Below are 18,373 nucleotides of genomic sequence, written 5' to 3' on the forward strand. Positions count from 1 at the left end.
GGCCGGATGCTGCCCGGTGGTCGTCTTGACCTTCGACTTGTCATGTCCTTGACTGCTAGGGCTCGTTGACCGACGAGTAGCCGGACGCGGCCGGCTCCGGAGGTGACCGCCCCTGCGACAGACGGGGGCGCAGGTGCGTACCGGAAGTGGCTTGTGGGGAACTGCTTTCGTCGCCGTCCCGGATCCCGGCCGGACTGACGGCGCCCATCCTCCGGCGGAGGGCGGACGGCGGCAACCGCGCGCCGCTCATTCCCGCCGGGACACGGAGAGGAATCCGATGGCAGCCAGCAAGCTCCCTTGGAAGCGAGGGGGAACCGCCCTCCTCGGCGGTCTCATCGCCGTGACCGTGACGCTCACCGGCCAGTCGGCGACCGCCGCCCCCACAGAGCGGCCCTCCCAGGTCGCGATGGACGACGCGTTCTCCCAGGCGGCCGCAGAGTTCAACGTCCCCCGCGCCCTCCTGGTGGCGGTGGGCTACGGGGAGACCCATCTCGACGGCCACGCCGGCAAGCCCAGCCAGGCCGGCGGATACGGCGTGATGCACCTGGTCAGCAACCCCGAGCAGCACACCCTCCAGCAGGCCGCCCAGCTCACCGGTGAGTCGGTGGCCGACCTGAAGAAGGAGTCGGCGGCGAACATCCGCGGCGGCGCGGCGCTGCTGAGCGCCTACGCCGACGAACTGGAGCTGAAGCCCTCCCAGCGAGCCGACCTCGACCAGTGGTACCAGGTGGTCGCCCGGTACAGCGGCGCATCCGACGCACGGCTGGCGCGACTCTACGCCGACACCGTCTACCGGACCGTCAGCGAGGGTGTCCGGGCCGGTGTCGAAGGCGGTGAGTCCGTCGTCAGCGCGGCCCGCCGGGTGCGGCCCGAACGCGGCGAGTACGCCAGGGTGACCCCGCTGGACGGGCCGGTGGGCAGCGGCGCCCGGAGCGGTGCCGGCACCCGTAGCGACGACTACCCGCCGGCGCACTGGGTGCCGGCGGACAGCGGCAACTACGCGAGCGGCCGGACGGCCGCGATCGACACCGTGGTCATCCACGTCACCCAGGGGTCCTACGCCGGCACCATCAGCTGGTTCCAGAACCCGGACGCCGAGGTCAGCGCGCACTACGTGGTCCGCTCCTCGGACGGCGACATCACCCAGATGGTGCGTGACGCGGACACCGCCTGGCACGCGCGCTCGGCCAACCCGCACTCCCTCGGCATCGAGCACGAGGGGTACGTGGACGACCCGTCCTGGTTCACCGACACGATGTACCGCTCCTCCGCGGCGCTCACCAAGCACCTGTGCGACACCTACGGCATCCCGAAGGACCGCGACCACATCGTCGGACACGTCGAGGTGCCGGGCAACGACCACACCGACCCCGGTCCGCACTGGGACTGGGACGCCTACATGGGTTACGTCACCGGATAACGGCGACCGACCGTGAAGTGCGGCCCGCCCCGAGCGCTGCTCGGGGCGGGCCGCACCGCTGTGCGGCCGGCGGACGCCTCCGCGGCCCCACCCGGGGGCGGCCCTCCATCCGGGCTCAGCGCCTGGCCCCCGGGCCCGCCGCTGCAGGAGCTGCTGACCCAGCCCGCCGTAGCCTCGTCGTTCTGCTTGAGGTGGACAGCTGGTCCGGTCGCGGGGTGCCGGTGACTCCCCTTTACCGGTCGGTGGGGGGACCGGCGCCGGAGCGGCCTCGGCAGGCGGGAGTGGTCGAGCGTCGACTCAGTCCGGACGGGCCCCGCTCATGCACCCGACTGCCCTCCACCGCAGGACGGTCACGGGCCACATCTACCGGTCCCGGCGTCGCGGGTGGGGTGGGGCGTGATCGACCGGCCCCGCCCCACCCGCACCGGCTCAGCCGCGCTCGCCCGCCGCCAGGTCGGCCCGCTGGGCGTGCATGGCCCGCTCCACGCCCGCCCGGGACTCCAGCACCAGCCGACGCAGCGCCGGTGTCGGCTCCGCCTCCGCCAGCCAGGCGTCCGTGGCGTCCAGGGTCTCCTGCGATACCTCGAGCCGCGGGTAGAGGCCGACCACGATCTGCTGCGCCATCTCGTGGCTGAGCTCCTGCCAGACCTGGCTCAGGACGGCGAAGTAGTCACCCGTGTACGGGGCCAGCAGGGCCCGCTGGTCGGGCTGGACGAAGCCGCCGATCACGGCTTCCTGCACGGCGTTGGGCAGCCCCTCGGCCTTCTTGGTGACCGGGTCGAGGACGGCGGCCCACGCCTCGGCCTTGGCCTCGGCGGTCGGCCGCGCCGCCCGAGCGGCGGCCGCGTGCTGTTCACCCGCCGAGGTCCGGTCCCGCTCCAGCTCGGCCTCGATGGCCTCGGCGCCGGCGCGGCCGGTCGCGGCCAGCCGCTGGAGCAGCCCCCACCGCAGTTCGGTGTCGACCGCCAGCCCCTCGATGGTCTCGGTTCCCTCCAGGAGCCGGGAGAGCAGGTCGAGTTGCTCATCGGTACGGGCCGTGGCGATGAACGCCCGGGCCCAGGCCAGCTGGTGGTCGCTGCCTGGCTCCGCGGAGCGGAGACCGTCCAGCGTCGCCTCGGTCCACCTGGCCAGCCCGGTCTCCCGCCACTCCGGGGCGGCGTAGAGGTCCAGGGCCAGCTTCACCTGGCGGTGCAGCGACTGGACCAGCCCGATGTCGGGTTCCCCGGCGATGCCGGAGAGCACCAGGTCCAGGTAGTCCCGGGTGGGCAGCTCCCCGTCCCGGGTCATGTCCCAGGCGGAAGCCCAGCACAGAGCGCGCGGCAGCGAGGTCTCGAAGTCGGCCAGATGCCGGGTGACCACCGCCAGCGACTCCGGGTCGAGGCGCACCTTCGCGTAGGAGAGGTCGTCGTCGTTGAGCAGCACCACGGCCGGGCGCGCCCGGCCGACCAACTGCGGTACGGGGGTCAGCTCGCCGTCGACGTCCAGCTCGATCCGCTCGGTGCGGACCAGCCGGCCGTCGACCAGCTCGTAGGCGCCGACGGCGATCCGGTGCGGCCGCAGCGTCGGACGGCCGTGGGCGCCCGCCGGCAGCTCGGGCGCCTCCTGCCGGATCGCGAAGGAGCTGACCGTGCCGTCCTCGGCGGTCTCGATCTCGGGGCGCAGTACGTTGATCCCGGCGGTCTGGAGCCATGCCTCGGACCAGGCCTTCAGGTCCCGCCCCGAGGTCTCTTCCAGCGCGTTGAGCAGGTCGGAGAGGCGGGTGTTGCCCCACTCGTGGCGGCGGAAGTACTTCTGCACGCCCTTGAAGAACTCGTCCCGGCCGACATAGGCGACCAGTTGCTTGAGCACCGAGGCGCCCTTGGCGTAGGTGATGCCGTCGAAGTTGACCAGGACGTCGTCCAGGTCCTTGATGTCGGCCATGATGGGGTGGGTCGAGGGCAGTTGGTCCTGCCGGTAGGCCCAGGTCTTCATGGTGTTGGCGAAGGTGGTCCAGGCGTGCGGCCACCGGCTTCCTGGCGCGTGGGCCAGGCAGGCGATCGAGGTGTAGGTGGCGAACGACTCGTTCAGCCACAGGTCGTTCCACCACTCCATGGTGACCAGGTCGCCGAACCACATGTGGGCCAGCTCGTGGAGGATGGTCTCGGCCCGCGTCTCGTAGGCGGTGTCGGTCACCTTCGAACGGAAGACGTACTGGTCGCGGATGGTCACCGCGCCCGCGTTCTCCATCGCCCCGGCGTTGAACTCCGGCACGAACAGCTGGTCGTACTTCTCGAACGGGTAGGGGTAGTCGAACTGCTCCTCGAACCAGTCGAACCCCTGCCGGGTGACGTCGAAGATGGCCTCCGCGTCCAGGTGCTCGGCGAGCGAGGGACGGCAGTACAGCCCCAGCGGCACGGTGCGCCCGCCGCCCTCCCAGCTGCTGTGCACGCTGTGGTAGGGGCCGGCGATGAGCGCGGTGATGTAAGTCGAGATCCGTGGTGTCGGGGCGAAGCGCCACACGCCGTCCTCGACGCTCTCCGGCGCGGGCGAGTTGGAGACCACCGTCCAGCCCTCCGGGGCCTTCACGGTGAACCGGAAGGTCGCCTTGAGGTCGGGCTGCTCGAAGGAGGCGAAGACCCTCCGGGCGTCCGGCACCTCGAACTGCGTGTAGAGGTACGTCTCCTGGTCCACCGGATCGACGAAGCGGTGGAGCCCTTCGCCGGTGTTGGTGTACGCGCACTCCGCGACGACCCGGAGTTCGTTGCCGCCGGCGCGGAGGTCCGCCAGCGCGATCCGGCAGTCCTGGAAGACCGCGGCCGGGTCGAGCGCGGTGCCGTTCAGCACCACCTCCAGCACGCGGGGCGCCACCAGGTCGATGAAGGAGGAGGCGCCGCCCTCCGCGGAGTCGAAGCGGACCGTGGTGACCGAGCGGTAGGTACCGCCCTCCCGGGCCCCGCTCAGATCGAGGTCGACCTCGTAGGAGTCGACGGTCAGCAGGCGTGCCCGCTCGCGGGCTTCTTCGCGGGTCAGATTCGTGCCAGGCACCGGGTCATCTCCTTGCTTTCTCGGACTCGGGCCATCCTTCCACGCGACGGGGCCCGGACGATCAGTCCGGGCCCCAGCTCGCCGCTCCGACGGACGGACTCACCCGGCCAGTTCCGCCGCGACCAGCTCGGCGATCTGGACGGCGTTGAGCGCCGCGCCCTTGCGGAGGTTGTCGCCGGAGCAGAACAGCGACAGGCCGTGCTCGACGGTCTCGTCGGCCCGGATCCGACCGACGAGGGTCGGGTCCTGGCCGGCGGCCCCAAGCGGTGTCGGGATCTCCGACAGCGCCACCCCGGGTGCCCGCGCGAGCAGCTCGCGGGCCTGCTCCGGGCTGAGCGGGCGGTCGAAGGAGGCGTTGATCTGCAGCGAGTGACCGGTGAAGACCGGTACCCGGACGCAGGTGCCGGAGACCTTCAGCTCCGGGATCTCCAGGATCTTCCGGCTCTCGTTGCGCAGCTTCTGCTCCTCGTCGGTCTCGTTCGACCCGTCCTCGACCACCGAGCCGGCCATCGGCAGCACGTTGAAGGCGATCGGCCGGACGTAGGTCTCCGGTGCGGGGAACTCGACCGCGGAGCCGTCATGGGTCAGCGCCGCCGCGTCCTCGGCGACCTTGCGGACCTGCTCGTGCAGCTCGGCGACGCCGCTCAGCCCGCTGCCGGAGACCGCCTGGTAGGTGGAGACCACCAGGCTCCGCAGCCCGGCTTCGGCGTGCAGCGGCCGGAGCACCGGCATGGCGGCCATCGTGGTGCAGTTCGGGTTGGCGATGATCCCCTTGGGGCGCTGGGCCGCCGCGTGCGGGTTGACCTCGGCGACCACCAGCGGCACCTGCGGGTCCAGCCGCCAGGCGGAGGAGTTGTCGATCACCACCGGTCCGGCCGCCGCGACCTGGGCGGCCAGCGCGCGGGAGGTCGCGCCGCCGGCCGAGAAGAGCACGATGTCCAGGTCCGAGTAGTCGGCGGTGGCCGCGTCCTCGACGGTGATCTCCGAGCCCTGCCACTCCACGGTCCGGCCGGCCGACCTGGCCGAGGCGAACAGCCGCAGTTTCCGGACCGGGAAGTCCCGTTCCGCCAGCAGGCCCAGCGCGACGCCGCCGACCTGGCCGGTGGCTCCGACGATTCCGATCCTCATGAGACGCCTTTCCGTGTTTCCGGTGGATCGGGGAGGCGCATACGCGCCCACCCCGGCACTCCAGTTTCTCAGGTCGCCCCCACGGACCGCTTTCCGCCCTTTATGTCGCTTTCCTCATGGTGTTCTGTACTGCCGGATTCGGCCAGAGGAATGGTTCCGGTCAGTTTGGCCGGTAGCACGCCGGGGGGAGCAACGGTCTGCGAGGACGCTGGAGTCCTCCCGGGTGTCGGACGGGCGCCGCGGCGCGCCCGACGACCTCGGCGGTCTCAGCGAAAGGACGGCTTCATGGGCGTACGTACGGCGCGCGGCAAGATCGTGGGAGTCCTGGTGGCGCTGGCCACCACCGGAGCCGTGTTCGCCATTCCCACGGCGACCGCCCTCGACCACTCGGCGCCCGCCGGGCACCAGGCGACCAGGGAAGCCATGGACGCGCAGGTGGCGGCAGGGGTCCCCGGCGTGCTCGGGGAGGTCCGGGTCGGGCCGGGTGACGGACGGGTCTGGGGAGGCACTGCGGGCGTCGCCGACCTGCGGACCGAGCGCCCGCGACTGCCAGAGGACCGCTTCCGGGCCGGCAGCATCACCAAGAGCTTCGTGGCCACCCTCGTACTCCAGCTCGAGGCGGAGGGGAGGCTCAGCCTGGACGACACCGTGGAGGAGTGGCTGCCCGGCGTGGTCCGGGGCCACGGCCACGACGGCAGCGCCGTCACCATCCGGCAGTTGCTCAACCACACCAGCGGCGTCTACAGCTACAACGCCGACCCCGAGCTCCAGGAGGGCGTCTTCGGCCCGGGCTTCGAGAAGCACCGCTTCGACACCTGGGCGCCGCGGCAGCTGGTGGATATCGCCATGCGGCACGAGCCGGACTTCGCACCGGGGACCGCCTGGGGCTACTCGAACACCAACTACGTACTCGCCGGCATGATCGTGGAGAAGGCGACGCACGGCACATACGCCGAGGCGGTCGAGCGGCGCATCCTCGCCCCCCTCGGGATGCGCTCCACCGCCCTGCCGGGGGTGGCCGTCACGATGCCCGTGCCGCACGGTCGGGCCTACTCCTCGCTCGGCGCCACCGGGCTGACCGACGAGGTCCGCGACACCACCGAGCTCAGCCCCACCATCGCGGGCCCGGCGGGCGAGATCATCTCCACCGCCGGGGACCTCAACCGCTTCTACCGGGCCCTGCTCCGCGGTGAGCTGCTCCCCGAGCCCCAGCAGCGCGAGCTGCTGACCACCGTGCCCACCGGGCAGGGGAGCATGCGGTACGGGCTCGGCCTCTCCGTCGAGCGCCTCTCCTGCGGTGTGACCGTCTACGGACACGGCGGAGGCATCCACGGATCGAGTTCACTCGCCCACACCACCCGCGACGGCGACCACTCGGCCGTCTTCAACATCAACGCCGACTACGCGGGCGACCTCTCGAAACTCTCGGAGGCCGAGTTCTGCGGCACCGACTGAGCGGGGGGCCGCGCCTGCCGGGCGCGGCCCCCGTCAGCGGGCTGCTGCGAGCCGAGGCGGGCCGGGATCAGCCCGCCGCGGCGTCGCACGCCTGACCGCGCAGTCCGCGCGCCAGATCGTCCTGTGCCTCCAGCACCAGCCGGCGTAGGGCGGGCGGGGCGTCCGGGTGCTGCTCCAGCCAGTCCCGGGCCAGGTCCAGAGTCTTCTGGTCGGCCTGGAGCGCCGGGAAGAAGCCCCGGACGATCTCCATCGCGATCTCGATGGAACGCTCCTGCCAGACCCGTTCCAGCATCTCGAAGTACCGGGGCGCGTACGGAGCGAGGAGCTCCCGCTGCCCCGACTGGTTGAAGCCGGCGACAACCGAGGCGACCAGCGCGTTCGAGCGCCGGTCCGACTCGATGACATCGGCCCACGCCTCCGCCTTGACCTTGGTGGACGGGCGGGCCGCCAGACAGCGCATGTGGTGGCGCTGGCCCGAGGCGGTGTTGTCGCGGGTCAGCTCCGCGGTGAGCACCGTGTCGTCCGCGAGACCGTGCGCGGCCAGTGGCTCCAGGAAGGCCCAGCGGAGCTCCTGGTCGACCTCCAGCCCGTCGATCTTCGCGGAGCCCGCGAGCAGCCCCCGCAGCAGTTGGAGATCGGCCGACTCGCCCGCCACCTGGGCGAAGAACCGCGCCCAGGCCAACTGGTGGTCGCTACCGGGAGCGGCGAGCCGCAGTTCGCCGAGGGCACCCTCCGCCAACGCCCGGGCGCTGCGCTCCCGGCGCTCCGGCGCGGTGTAGTGGACCAGCGCCGACCGGGCCCAGGCGTGCACCATCTGCAGCACGCCGATGTCGCTCTCCCCGCCGGCGCAGCGCAGCACCAGGTCGAGGAAGTCCCGGGCCGGCATCAGCGCGTCCCGGGTGAGGTTCCACAGCGCCGTCCAGCACTGCGCCCGGGCCAGCGGTTCGCTCAGGTCGCCGAGGTGGTGGCGGAGGGTGTCGAGCGAGACCTCGTCGAAGCGGGTCTTGCAGTAGGTCAGGTCCTCGTCGTTCACCAGGATCAGCTCTGGCCGCTGGACGCCGGTCAGCTCCTCGACGACGGTGCTCGGACCGGTCACGTCCAGCTCCGCGCGGGCGTAGCGGACCAGGGAGCCGCCGGCGTCGGGGCGGTGGTACAGGCCGACCGCCACCCGGTGGGGGCGCAGCCGCACCGTGCCGTCGGCGGCCGGGTCGGCCTCCTGGTGGACGGTCAGCTGGGTGATCCGGTCGTTGGCGTCGTAGGTGGCCTGCGGGGTCAGGGTGTTGACGCCCGAGGTCTGCAGCCAGGCCCGCGACCAGGCCGCCATGTCCCGGCCGGAGGTCTCCTCCAGCACCGACAACAGGTGCTCCAGCCGGGTGTTGCCGTAGGCGTGCCGCTTGAAGTAGCGGCGGGCGCCCTCCAGGAAGGCGTCCCGGCCGACGTACGCCACCAGTTGCTTGAGCACGGCCGCGCCCTTGGCGTAGGTGATGCCGTCGAAGTTGAGCTTGGCGTCCTCAAGGTCGCGGATGTCGGCCGTGATCGGGTGGGTGGAGGGCAGTTGGTCGGCCCGGTAGGCCCACGCCTTGCGGCGGTTGGCGAAGGTGATCCAGCCGTCGCGGAAGCGGGTCGACTCCACCAACGAGAAGGTGCCCATGAAGTCGGCGAAGGACTCCTTGAGCCACAGGTCGTCCCACCACTCCATGGTGACCAGGTCGCCGAACCACATGTGGGCCATCTCGTGGAGGATGACGGTGGCCCGGTTCTCGTAGGAGGTGTCGGTCACCTTCCCGCGGAAGACGAACGCCTCGTTGAAGGTGACGCAGCCCGGGTTCTCCATCGCCCCCAGGTTGTACTCGGGCACGAACGCCTGGTCGTACTTCCCGAAGGGGTACGGGTAGTCGAAGTGTTCGTGGAAGAAGTCCAGTCCCTGTTTGGTGACGGTGAAGATGTCGTCCGCGTCGAAGTGCGGGGCGAGGCTCCTGCGGCAGAGCGCGGCCAGCGGGATCTCCAGCTCGGTGCCGTCCTCGAAGACCCGGCGGTAGTCGTCGCGCACCAGGTGGTAGGGGCCGGCGAGCACCGTGGTGATGTAGGTGGAGATCGGCTCGGTGGGCAGGAACCGCCAGGTCGCGCCGGCTCCGTCGGCCGCGGGTGAGACCCCGCCGTCCTGCGCGCCGTTGCTCAGCACCGTCCACTCTTCCGGAGCCGTCACCGAGAAGGAGAAGGGCGCCTTGAGGTCCGGCTGCTCGAAGTTGGCGAACACCCGGCGTGCGTCGGCCGGCTCGTACTGGGTGTAGAGGTAGACCTCGCCGTCCGCGGGGTCGACGAAGCGGTGCATCCCCTCACCCGTACGGCTGTAGGCGCAGCGGGCGTCGACGGTGAGGACGTTCTCCGCCCGCAGGTCCTCCAGCTCGAGCCGGGTACCGTCGAAGGCGGCGGCCGGGTCCAGCCGCCTGCCGTTGAGCACCGCGGAGTCCACCGCGGGGGCGAGCAGGTCCACGAAGGTGGCGGCGCCGGGCTCGGCGCAGCGGAAGCGAATGGTGGTGGTGGACCGGAAGGTCCGGGGCTCCTCAGCCGCCTCCCCGGTGGCCGACCGCAGATCGAGGGCGATCTCGTAACCGTCCACGGACAGCAGCCTGGACCGTTCACGGGCCTCGTCACGGGTCAAGTTCTCACCGGGCACGACGGCTCCTTCGTTCTCTTCACGGCTGAATATCCGCGTCTCATTCTCCGGACATCGCCATAGTGTCACGGAGGTCCGACGGACGCCGGTGCGGGAATGGTGGGGGCTGCGGCCTGGTTCCCCCTCAAGCGCCGCCGTCCGAACGGCCCACGACCGCTGTCCCGACTCTCCTGAGGAGGAGCTCCGTGACCACCGCACCCGAGAAGACCCCTGCCGACTTCTGGTTCGACCCCATCTGCCCCTGGGCCTGGCTGACCTCGCGCTGGATGGCCGAGGTGGAGAAGGTCCGAGCGGTGGAGGTGCGCTGGCACGTGATGAGCCTGGCGGTCCTCAACGAGCCCCGGATGGACGAGTTGCCCAAGGAGTACCAGGAGACGATCAGGACGGCCTGGGCTCCGGTACGGGTCTGCGTCGCAGCCGAGCAGGAGCACGGGAGCGAGGTGCTCGGACGGCTCTACACGGCGCTCGGCACCCGTTTCCACAACCGGGGCGAGGGGCGCGGCCGCGAGGTGATCGAGGCGGCTCTGCGCGACACCGGTCTGCCCGCCGAGCTGGCAGAGGCGGGCGACTCCGACCGCTACGACGCGGAGCTGAGGGCCTCACACCAGAAGGGCATCGAGCTGGTCGGGCAGGACGTCGGCACACCGGTGATCGCGGTGCCGGGCCCCGAGGGCGAGCAGGTCGCCTTCTTCGGCCCGGTGGTCACGCCCGCCCCCAAGGGGGAGGCCGCGGCCCGGCTGTGGGACGGCAGCCTGCTGGTCGCCTCGACCCCGGGCTTCTACGAGATCAAGCGGACCCGCACCGAGCGGCCGTCCTTCGACTGACCACCGTCCCGTCCTCTGGCACCCGGCCCGGGGCGGGCACCGCTCGCCGACGCTCGGAGGAGGGACGGCGAGGCCCCCGCACGGCACGGACCGTGCGGGGGCCTCGCCTTCCGCCTGCCGTGAAGGGTGAGAAGACGATCACGAGCAGGGGCCTGCGACGTCACCGGCCGGGGCGGACCCGGACGGTGCGGTACGCGGAGTTCGCGGTCTGGTGCGCGACAGCGGGCGCGTCTCCCGCTCCCGCCGGAGTGGCGCCGCGGGTCGTCAGGGGGCGACGATGAGCCCGGCGGCCCGCTCCTTGGCGGCGAGATAGCGCTCGGAGACGTCCTGCCAGTTGACGACCTGCCACATCGCCTCGATGAAGTCGACCTTCTGGTTGCGGTACTGCAGGTAGAAGGCGTGCTCCCAGGCGTCGAAGACCAGGATCGGGATGCTCCCCTGGCCGACGTTGCCCTGGTGGTCGTAGACCTGCTCCACGATCAGCCGCTCGCTGACCGGCTCGTAGGCGAGGACCCCCCAGCCGGATCCCTGGGTGCTGGCGGAGGCCTTGGAGAGCTGCGCCTTGAACCGGGCGAAGGAACCGAAGTGCTCGGCGATGGCGTCGGCCAGCTCTCCGGTGCCGTCCTTCTCCAGCGGCTCACCGCCGCCGTCGCCGGACATGTTCCGCCAGTAGATGCTGTGCAGGATGTGGCCGGAGAGATGGAACGCGAGGTTCTTCTCCAGCGCGTTGAGCGCGCCCCACTGGTCCTTCTCCCTGGCCTCGGCCAACTGCTCGAGTGTGTCGTTCGCGCCCTTGACATACGCCGCGTGGTGCTTGTCGTGGTGCAGCTCGATGATCTCGCCGCTGATGACCGGCTCCAAGGTGGAGTAGTCGTAGGGGAGTTCAGGGAGTGTGTAGGTAGCCATACCGAGCCTTGCCCTCCACTGTTGCGCATCAATTGCAAGTGCAGGCTAACAGCAATAGATCTTCCGGTGGGGGAGGTCGCCCGATCCGAGCCCAGGAGGTGCGCGGCCGAGAGGCGTCCCCGTCACGGGGAGCGTGCGGGTGAGCAGGATCACGCCGCGGGCCAGGCGGGCGCGGAACGCCGGTGAGCCGCCCGTTGTGTGGATGTCACCAAGCCCGCCGAGCGGCCTTTGTCTACGGCAGACGGTGAACGACCGTTGACTCCTGGGCTAGCGTCTGACCCCGGGAGGCGGCGCCGCCGTGCCCCGCTGTCCGAACTCCACACCTCCGTCCCCCGGCCGGGTGCCGCCGCCCGGCGGCCCGGGCCGCCCGGTCCGCGCCCTCGTCCACCTCACTCGCTGGAGCGATCCTGATGAGCAGCACCACTGTCACCACCCACCCGGGTACGGTCCTCGCCGACCTGCTGCCCGCCGCCACCGCCACCCGGGCGCGGGTCCGGGACGCGGCCCTGGTCCTCGGCGGCGCGGCCCTCACCGGGGTCGCCGCGCAACTCGTCGTGCCGGTTCCGGGTTCGCCGGTCCCGGTGACCGGCCAGACCTTCGCCGCGCTGCTCGTCGGCGCCTCGCTCGGAACCGGCCGCGGCTTCCTCTCGCTCGCCCTCTACACCGTGATGGGCATGGTCGGCGTGCCGTGGTTCGCGGAGGCCAGCTCCGGAGCCCTCGCCCCCTCCTTCGGCTACGTCCTCGGCATGCTGCTGGCCGGCACCCTCGTCGGCGCGCTGGCCCGCCGCGGCGGCGACCGGCACGTGCTGCGCACCGCGGGCACCATGGCGCTCGGCTCGGCGGTGATCTACGCGGTCGGTGTGCCCTATCTGGCGGTCGCGGCCGACCTCTCGCTCGGCGAGGCCGTCGCCGCCGGACTGGTCCCGTTCCTGATCGGCGACGCCCTCAAGGCGGCCCTGGCGATGGGCGCGCTGCCCACCGCCTGGAAGCTCGCGGGGCGCAGGGGCTGACACCGGCCACCGGGAGAGGCGAAGAACAGGTGCCGGTGCCCGCCCGGTGGCGGGCACCGGCACCGGGCGAACCGCGAACGTGCTGGCCACCCGGGAACGCGTGCCCGCCCGGGCCCATGGCAGACTCTGCGCCATGCGCGTCTACCTCGGCTCCGATCACGCCGGCTTCGAACTCAAGAACCACCTCGTCGAGTGGCTCCGGGCTCAGGGCCACGACCCCGTCGACTGCGGCCCGCACATCTACGACGCCCAGGACGACTACCCGCCCTTCTGCCTCCGAGCCGCCCAGCGCACGGCCGCGGACCCGGAGAGCCTGGGGATCGTGATCGGCGGCTCCGGAAACGGGGAGGCCATGGCGGCCAACAAGGTCAGGGGCGTACGCGCCGCGCTGGTCTGGAACAAGGAGATCGCGGCTCTCGGGCGGGAGCACAACAACGCCAACGTGATCAGCATCGGTGGCCGGATGCACACCGCCGAGGAGGCCACCGGGTTCGTCGAGGTCTTCCTGAACACCCCGTACTCCGGCGAGGAGCGCCACACCCGCCGTATCGAGATGCTGAGCGCCTACGAGAACGAAGGGACACTGCCGGACATCCCCGCCCACCACCCGGCCCAGGACTGACCGGTGCCCGAGGGGCACATCATCCACCGGCTCGCCGCGGACTGCCGGCTGCGCTTCGCGGGCCGGCCGGTGCGGGCCAGCAGCCCGCAGGGGAAGTTCTCCGACGGCGCCGCCCTGCTCGACGGACGCCTCCTCGAGGAAACCGACGCCCACGGCAAACACCTCTTCCTCGGCTTCGAGGACGGTGGCTGGGTCCACGTCCACCTCGGTCTGTACGGATCGCTCCGCTTCGGTGCCGGCCCGGCGCCGGCGCCGGTGGGCGCCGTCCGGCTGCGCCTCGTCGGCGGCACCGGGGACGGCGGCCACTGGGCCGACCTGCGCGGCCCCAACCTCTGCGCACTGATCACCGAGGACGAGAAGCGAGCCGTCCACCAGCGCCTGGGCCCGGATCCGCTGCGATCCCCGGCCGGCGAGCCCGCCGCCGGGGAGCCCGCCTGGGCCCGGATATCCCGCAGCCGCAGCAGCATCGCCGCACTGCTGATGGACCAGAAGGTCATCGCGGGCGTCGGCAACGTCTACCGGGCCGAAGCGCTCTTCCGCCACGGCATCGACCCCTACCGCGCCGGCCGGGACCTGGACCGCGGTGAATGGGACACCCTCTGGTCCGACCTGTCGACCCTCATGCGGCAGGGCGTCCGCGACAGCCGGATCGACACCGTACGACCCGAGCACACGCCCGAGGCGATGGGCCGGCCGCCCCGCGTCGACGACCACGGCGGCGAGGTCTACGTCTACCGGCGGGCCGGGCAGCCCTGCCTGGTCTGCGGCGAGCCGGTGCGTATCGCCGAACTCGCCGCCCGCAACCTCTTCTGGTGCCCCGGCTGCCAACGGCGCTGAGACCGCCGGCCCGGGAACCCAACTCCCCTGAACCGAGCCCGGCTTGGCCCCCCACCGGACACCACTTCGGTGACCCGAAGCCGGTTTGCGGCGCGCCGCCGTGGGCAGCGTCTGTGAAAGGCTCCGCGGCAACGCTTACGCGGGTTCTTCTGGCTGCTTCTGCCCCGTGCCCGGACGGCACCGGGGTGTGGTTCGGCGCGCCGCGAATCGACGCACCGCCGAACGGGTGGATAGGGTCCCGGTGAAATGGCACGCGTCGCGGGAGTTGAGACTTTCACGGCCCGAATGCGCAAAACGCTGCACCGGGCCCGAATCGGCCTGCGCCGAGCAGGGGTCGACTACTTCCGCGGCGACGGCTCCGACTGGATCGTACTGGCCGCGCTGCTGCTCACCGTGCCCGCCATCGCCATCCTGACGGTGAGTACCCCCGTCTGGTGCCCGCCGGCCGCGCTCGTCCTGCCGATCGTGGTCGGCGGGCTGCTGCTGCGGCCCTCAAGTCTGCTGCTGCTGTACGCGGCCTCCGCCACGGCGCTGATCGTCGAGTCCGCGCTGCTTGGCCCCTATACCCGGGGACCGGGTCGGGTCACCCCCGGAACGATCCTGGTGGTGGCCGCCGTCGGCTTCGCCGGGCTGGTCATCGCACAGTTCCGGAGCCGGGTCGGGGTGCCGTGGCGGCGCGGCGGCACCATGCTCTTCGACCTCCGCGAGCGGATCCGCGTCCAGAGCAAGCTGCCGCGGCTGCCGAAGGGCTGGCACCACGAGATGGCGCTGCGCCCGGCCGGAGGCCAGTCCTTCTCCGGCGACTTCGTCGTCGCGGCCCGGACCAACGGCGGGCGCACCCTCGAGGTGGTGCTGACCGACGTGTCCGGCAAGGGCATGGACGCGGCCTCCCGCTCCCTGCTGCTGTCCGGTGCCTTCGGCGGACTGCTCGGCTCGCTGCCCCCGCACAACTTCCTCCCGGCCGCCAACGGCTACCTCCTGCGGCAGGACTGGGACGAAGGCTTCGCCACCTCGATCCACCTCGTCCTCGACCTCGACAGCGGAGACTACGAGCTGCTCTCCGCGGGGCACCCACCCGGGCTGCAACTCATCGCCGGAACCGGACGGTGGGAGGAGAAAGGCGCCGAGGGCCCGCTGCTCGGGGTGTACGACGGGGCGCAGTTCGACTCGGTCAAAGGCACCCTGCGCCCCGGGGACGTGCTGATGCTGTTCACCGACGGGCTGGTCGAGTCCGCCGACCGCGAGCTGGCGGAGGGCATCGACCGGCTCACCGGAGAAGCCGACCGCTACATCACCTCCAGCTTCCGCGGTGCGGCCTGGCACCTGATCGAGGCGGTCGCGAAGGACGTCAACGACGACCGGGCGCTGCTGCTCCTCTGCCGGGACTGACCGGGGCACCGGAGGCCGGGCGATCGGGTAAGCCGGGAAGAAGCATGGGGCGTACCCCGAATCGGAGTACGCCCCGCCGCACGGCGGCCGGCCCGAGGGCTGACCGGCTCGCGCCTATGAGGTGGCGGCCCGCTGGGCCGGGTCCGGCTCGCCGCTCCCGCCGGCCGGTTCCTCCTGCTCGTCGGCCGGATAGAGGTCTGGTGGGGTGGCTCGACCGCCCGGCAGCAGCCTGGCCAGCCAGTGCGAACGTCCTGCGGCCAGCGGGCCGAGTACCGCCATGATCAGGACGTATCCGGCGATGAAGGGGGAGAGCCGCTCGTCCAGTCCGGCGAGTGCGGCCATCGTGGCGAGGATGAGAGCGAACTCGCCACGCGCCACCAGCGTGGTGGCGACGTTGGCCGCGGGATAGGCGCCGAAGCGGTAGAGCCGGGCCGCGACCAGTCCGGAGATGATGTTCACGACGATGGTCACCAGCACGGCGATGATCACCGGCCACATCACGGTGGGCATGTCACTTGGCGCGATGGAGAGCCCGAAGGCGAAGAAGAAGATCGCGCCGAAGGCGTCCCGAAGCGGTAGCACGAGTTCGCGGATCCGGTCACCCGAGGTGGTGTTGCCGAGCATCAGGCCGACCATGAACGCGCCGATGGCGTCGACCACTCCGAACTTCTCGGAGACGCCGGCGACCAGCACCGCGGCACCCACGAAGGAGATCACCAGCAGCTCGTTGTCCTTGGTGCCGATGAGCCGGCCGATGAAGCCGAGGCACCAGCGGGCCGCGATGGCCAGGAGCAGCAGGAAGCCGAAGGCCTTGCCCATCTGGATCATCGCCGAGGCGGCGCTGTCGGCGCCGGAGATGACCGGCTGGAGTACGGCCAGGTAGACGGCGAGGTAGATGTCCTCGATCACCGTGATGCCGAGGATGGGTTTGGTCTCCGGCCGGCCGATCCGTCCGAGGTCGACCAGCACCTTGGTGACGATCGCCGAGGACGAGAAGCTCAGGACACCGGCGAGCAGCAGCGCCTCCGAGGTGCCCCATCCCAGCAGGAAGCCGAAGCCGAGACCGGCGCCGAAGTTCAGCAGGACGTAGGAGGTGCCGGCCACGGCCATCTTGCGGCCGCCGCTCTTCAGGTCGTCCATGTGGAACTCGAGGCCCAGGTAGAAGAGCAGGAGCACCAGGCCGAGAGCGGAGAGCATCTCCAGGTCGTTGGGGTCGTGGAGGAGCACGAAACCTGGTGTGTGCGGGCCGAGGAGGATGCCGGCGAGGATGAACAACGGGATGGTCGGCAGCCCGATACGTCGGCCGACGCGGGCGAGGAACGCGGCGGCGAGGAAGGCGCCGCCCATGGCGAGCAGGGTGTCCGGATGACCCATGCTCATCGCCTGCCAGCGGTGGGGTTGCGGGTGCGGGGCAGGACGCGGGGTGAGCGGACGGCTGCGGTGCTCGTGGCTGTCAGTGCGCGGATGGTTCCTCCTCGGGGGCGCGCGACGACCGCAGTCAAGAAGTCGTCAAGAGGGCATCAAGAAAGCGTTAATGCTTAGATTAACAAACGACTTTGGAGCTCCGCGCCAGCAGTCCGAGGTGTGGCTCGGACTGCCCGGGTGAGGCCCCGGCGGCTCCGGTGGGCCGCTCCTCGGCGCGGCCTTCCGGCCCTGGGGCGACGACCGCCCGGCGGATCGGGGAAGAGGGCGCCCGCGGCAGGGGGAGGGGTGGGGCCGGCCGCCTCCGGTTCCGTGCGGGCGGGGTATGGAAACGGGTCGGCCCCGGAGGTGTGTACCTCCGGGGCCGACCCGTTCGGAGTCGTTCCCCTGGCCGAGTAGGCCAGGGGTCGTGCGGTGCCCGGTCCGGCGGACCGGGGGAGCTCGGCTCAGGCCGTGACCTTCTCCTCGGCCTTCCGTGGCGTGGTTCCGCGCTCCCGCGCCAGCTGCGTGGCGTCGGTCTTGAACGCCCATTCCATCCGGGGCTCCATGGTGAACCGGAGCGCCCGTCGCACCGGTGGGGTGCACAGCAGGGTGATGATGACGCCCGCGATGAGCGTCACCACGACGGCGCCGCCCGGCGTCCGCACCCACGGGACCTCGTACCAGTCCCAGAACCGGGAGCCCTTGGCCAGGAAGCCGTGCAGGAGGTAGCCGTAGAGCGTCCCCGCGCCGAGCACCGTGTACCAGGTCTTCCGGCGGGGGACCCAGGAGAAGAAGCAGGCGGCCAGGAGCATCGAGCAGCCGAAGAGCGCGAAGGTCATGACCACGCCGCTCCACCACGGGGCGCCGAGCTCCTGGGCGCTGTCCCGGTGGTAGAACCAGGCCGTGTTCATCCGCGGGGCCGCCCAGTAGGCGAAGGCACAGGCCACCACGGCGACCGGCACGGAGAGGATCCTGATCTCACGCCGGCGCATCAGCTGGAAGTGTTCGGGCTTCATGGACAGGCCGATCACGAAGAACGGCATGAACTGCAGCACTCGTTGGAGGTCCAGGTCGTTGCCGATGTCCGGCGAGACGGAGGCGAGCACCGCCATCGCCAGGGCGAGCGGCACCGGCCACTTGACCACCTTCCACAGCGGGGTGGTGAGCCGCCAGATGAAGAGGGCGACCAGGAACCAGGTCAGGTACCAGGGGTCGAGCAGGCTGATCGGGTGGGTGGGGTCGTCGTCGGCCCAGCGCTTGAACAGGCTGTACGCGACCTCGAACACCACATAGGGCACGGCCACACCGGTGATCAGGCGGCGCAGCCGGTCCGGCCGCATGTCGAAGCTGCGGGAGAAGTAGCCGGAGACGAGGATGAACGCCGGCATATGGAAGGTGTAGACCACCATGTAAAGCGCGGCGGCCGCCCGACTACTGTGCGTCAGCGGCTCCCAGGCGTGGCCCATGGCGACCAGGACGATCGCCAGATACTTCGCGTTGTCGAAGAACGCGTCCCGTTGCTTCGGTCTGCCCTGGCCGCCCTTGGCGGGCGGCTCCTTGCGCTCCGGTCTGGCGCTTTCGTCCGGCTCCGGGGCCTCGGCCGCTGCCTCCTGTGCCTGCGGTGGGGAGTCGGGGCCGCCGTGGGGGTGCAGCGTGTTGGTCACAGACCCTCCCACC

General features: G+C 71.3%; 12 protein-coding genes and 1 pseudogene. 7 read left to right on the forward strand and 6 right to left on the reverse strand.

What is annotated here, in order from left to right; genetic code table 11:
• Window positions 1–277 precede the first annotated feature (277 nt).
• Window positions 278–1,417, forward strand: a pseudogene (locus BGP73_RS01275) (N-acetylmuramoyl-L-alanine amidase); the annotation flags it as partial.
• A 432-nt stretch (window positions 1,418–1,849) separates the two neighbouring features.
• Here BGP73_RS01275 and pepN (BGP73_RS01280) read toward each other — a convergent pair.
• Together pepN (BGP73_RS01280) and BGP73_RS01285 are read right to left on the reverse strand one after the other, a co-directional pair.
• Window positions 1,850–4,444: an aminopeptidase N gene (gene pepN, locus BGP73_RS01280; RefSeq protein WP_069811387.1), complete on the reverse strand. Its 2,595-nt coding sequence runs from the start codon at window positions 4,442–4,444 to the stop codon at window positions 1,850–1,852.
• Between the two features lie 99 nt (window positions 4,445–4,543).
• Window positions 4,544–5,572, reverse strand: coding sequence for an aspartate-semialdehyde dehydrogenase (locus BGP73_RS01285; RefSeq protein ID WP_069811389.1), 1,029 nt, complete (start codon window positions 5,570–5,572; stop codon window positions 4,544–4,546).
• 285 nt (window positions 5,573–5,857) lie between these two features.
• On the opposite strand from BGP73_RS01285, the gene BGP73_RS01290 reads away from it, so the two are divergent.
• Window positions 5,858–7,027, forward strand: a complete 1,170-nt coding sequence (locus tag BGP73_RS01290) for a serine hydrolase domain-containing protein (protein WP_079127110.1) — start codon at window positions 5,858–5,860, stop codon at window positions 7,025–7,027.
• A gap of 67 nt (window positions 7,028–7,094) precedes the next feature.
• Here BGP73_RS01290 and pepN (BGP73_RS01295) read toward each other — a convergent pair whose 3' ends face one another.
• Window positions 7,095–9,704: an aminopeptidase N gene (gene pepN / locus BGP73_RS01295; RefSeq protein WP_069811391.1), complete on the reverse strand. Its 2,610-nt coding sequence runs from the start codon at window positions 9,702–9,704 to the stop codon at window positions 7,095–7,097.
• Between the two features lie 185 nt (window positions 9,705–9,889).
• Between pepN (BGP73_RS01295) and BGP73_RS01300 the strand changes: the two genes are divergently transcribed.
• Window positions 9,890–10,528, forward strand: coding sequence for a mycothiol-dependent nitroreductase Rv2466c family protein (locus tag BGP73_RS01300; RefSeq protein WP_069811393.1), 639 nt, complete (start codon window positions 9,890–9,892; stop codon window positions 10,526–10,528).
• Between the two features lie 264 nt (window positions 10,529–10,792).
• Here BGP73_RS01300 and BGP73_RS01305 read toward each other — a convergent pair whose 3' ends face one another.
• Window positions 10,793–11,434: a superoxide dismutase gene (locus BGP73_RS01305; protein ID WP_069811394.1), complete on the reverse strand. Its 642-nt coding sequence runs from the start codon at window positions 11,432–11,434 to the stop codon at window positions 10,793–10,795.
• A 410-nt stretch (window positions 11,435–11,844) separates the two neighbouring features.
• Here BGP73_RS01305 and BGP73_RS01310 point away from each other — a divergent pair, with 410 nt between their 5' ends.
• The 4 genes from BGP73_RS01310 (at window position 11,845) to BGP73_RS01325 (ending at window position 15,292) form a co-directional block, all read left to right on the forward strand.
• Complete coding sequence (locus tag BGP73_RS01310; RefSeq protein WP_069811396.1) at window positions 11,845–12,444, forward strand: biotin transporter BioY; 600 nt, start codon at window positions 11,845–11,847, stop codon at window positions 12,442–12,444.
• A 133-nt stretch (window positions 12,445–12,577) separates the two neighbouring features.
• Window positions 12,578–13,066: a ribose-5-phosphate isomerase gene (locus tag BGP73_RS01315; RefSeq protein ID WP_069812041.1), complete on the forward strand. Its 489-nt coding sequence runs from the start codon at window positions 12,578–12,580 to the stop codon at window positions 13,064–13,066.
• Between the two features lie 3 nt (window positions 13,067–13,069).
• The gene (locus BGP73_RS01320) at window positions 13,070–13,903 is read left to right on the forward strand and encodes an Fpg/Nei family DNA glycosylase (protein WP_069811398.1); all 834 of its coding nucleotides are present in this window, start codon (window positions 13,070–13,072) and stop codon (window positions 13,901–13,903) included.
• 285 nt (window positions 13,904–14,188) lie between these two features.
• On the forward strand, window positions 14,189–15,292 hold the full coding sequence (locus BGP73_RS01325) for a PP2C family protein-serine/threonine phosphatase (protein WP_244501041.1): 1,104 nt from the start codon (window positions 14,189–14,191) through the stop codon (window positions 15,290–15,292).
• Between the two features lie 114 nt (window positions 15,293–15,406).
• On the opposite strand, the gene BGP73_RS01330 is transcribed toward BGP73_RS01325, so the two are convergent.
• On the reverse strand, window positions 15,407–16,639 hold the full coding sequence (locus BGP73_RS01330; RefSeq protein WP_069812042.1) for a cation:proton antiporter: 1,233 nt from the start codon (window positions 16,637–16,639) through the stop codon (window positions 15,407–15,409).
• A gap of 521 nt (window positions 16,640–17,160) precedes the next feature.
• Window positions 17,161–18,360, reverse strand: a complete 1,200-nt coding sequence (locus BGP73_RS01335; RefSeq protein ID WP_069811402.1) for an acyltransferase family protein — start codon at window positions 18,358–18,360, stop codon at window positions 17,161–17,163.
• Window positions 18,361–18,373 lie beyond the last annotated feature (13 nt).

Origin of the sequence: Streptomyces sp. TP-A0874, from assembly GCF_001748085.1 — a bacterium.
GTDB lineage: Bacteria > Actinomycetota > Actinomycetes > Streptomycetales > Streptomycetaceae > Streptomyces.

Coding starts and splice junctions, on each gene's coding strand:
- BGP73_RS01290 (WP_079127110.1), top strand. CDS start 5,858: ATGGGCGTACGTACGGCGCGCGGCAAGATCGTGGGAGTCCTGGTGGCG.
- BGP73_RS01325 (WP_244501041.1), top strand. CDS start 14,189: ATGCGCAAAACGCTGCACCGGGCCCGAATCGGCCTGCGCCGAGCAGGG.
- BGP73_RS01315 (WP_069812041.1), top strand. CDS start 12,578: ATGCGCGTCTACCTCGGCTCCGATCACGCCGGCTTCGAACTCAAGAAC.
- BGP73_RS01310 (WP_069811396.1), top strand. CDS start 11,845: ATGAGCAGCACCACTGTCACCACCCACCCGGGTACGGTCCTCGCCGAC.
- BGP73_RS01285 (WP_069811389.1), bottom strand. CDS start 5,572: ATGAGGATCGGAATCGTCGGAGCCACCGGCCAGGTCGGCGGCGTCGCG.
- BGP73_RS01305 (WP_069811394.1), bottom strand. CDS start 11,434: ATGGCTACCTACACACTCCCTGAACTCCCCTACGACTACTCCACCTTG.
- BGP73_RS01330 (WP_069812042.1), bottom strand. CDS start 16,639: ATGGGCGGCGCCTTCCTCGCCGCCGCGTTCCTCGCCCGCGTCGGCCGA.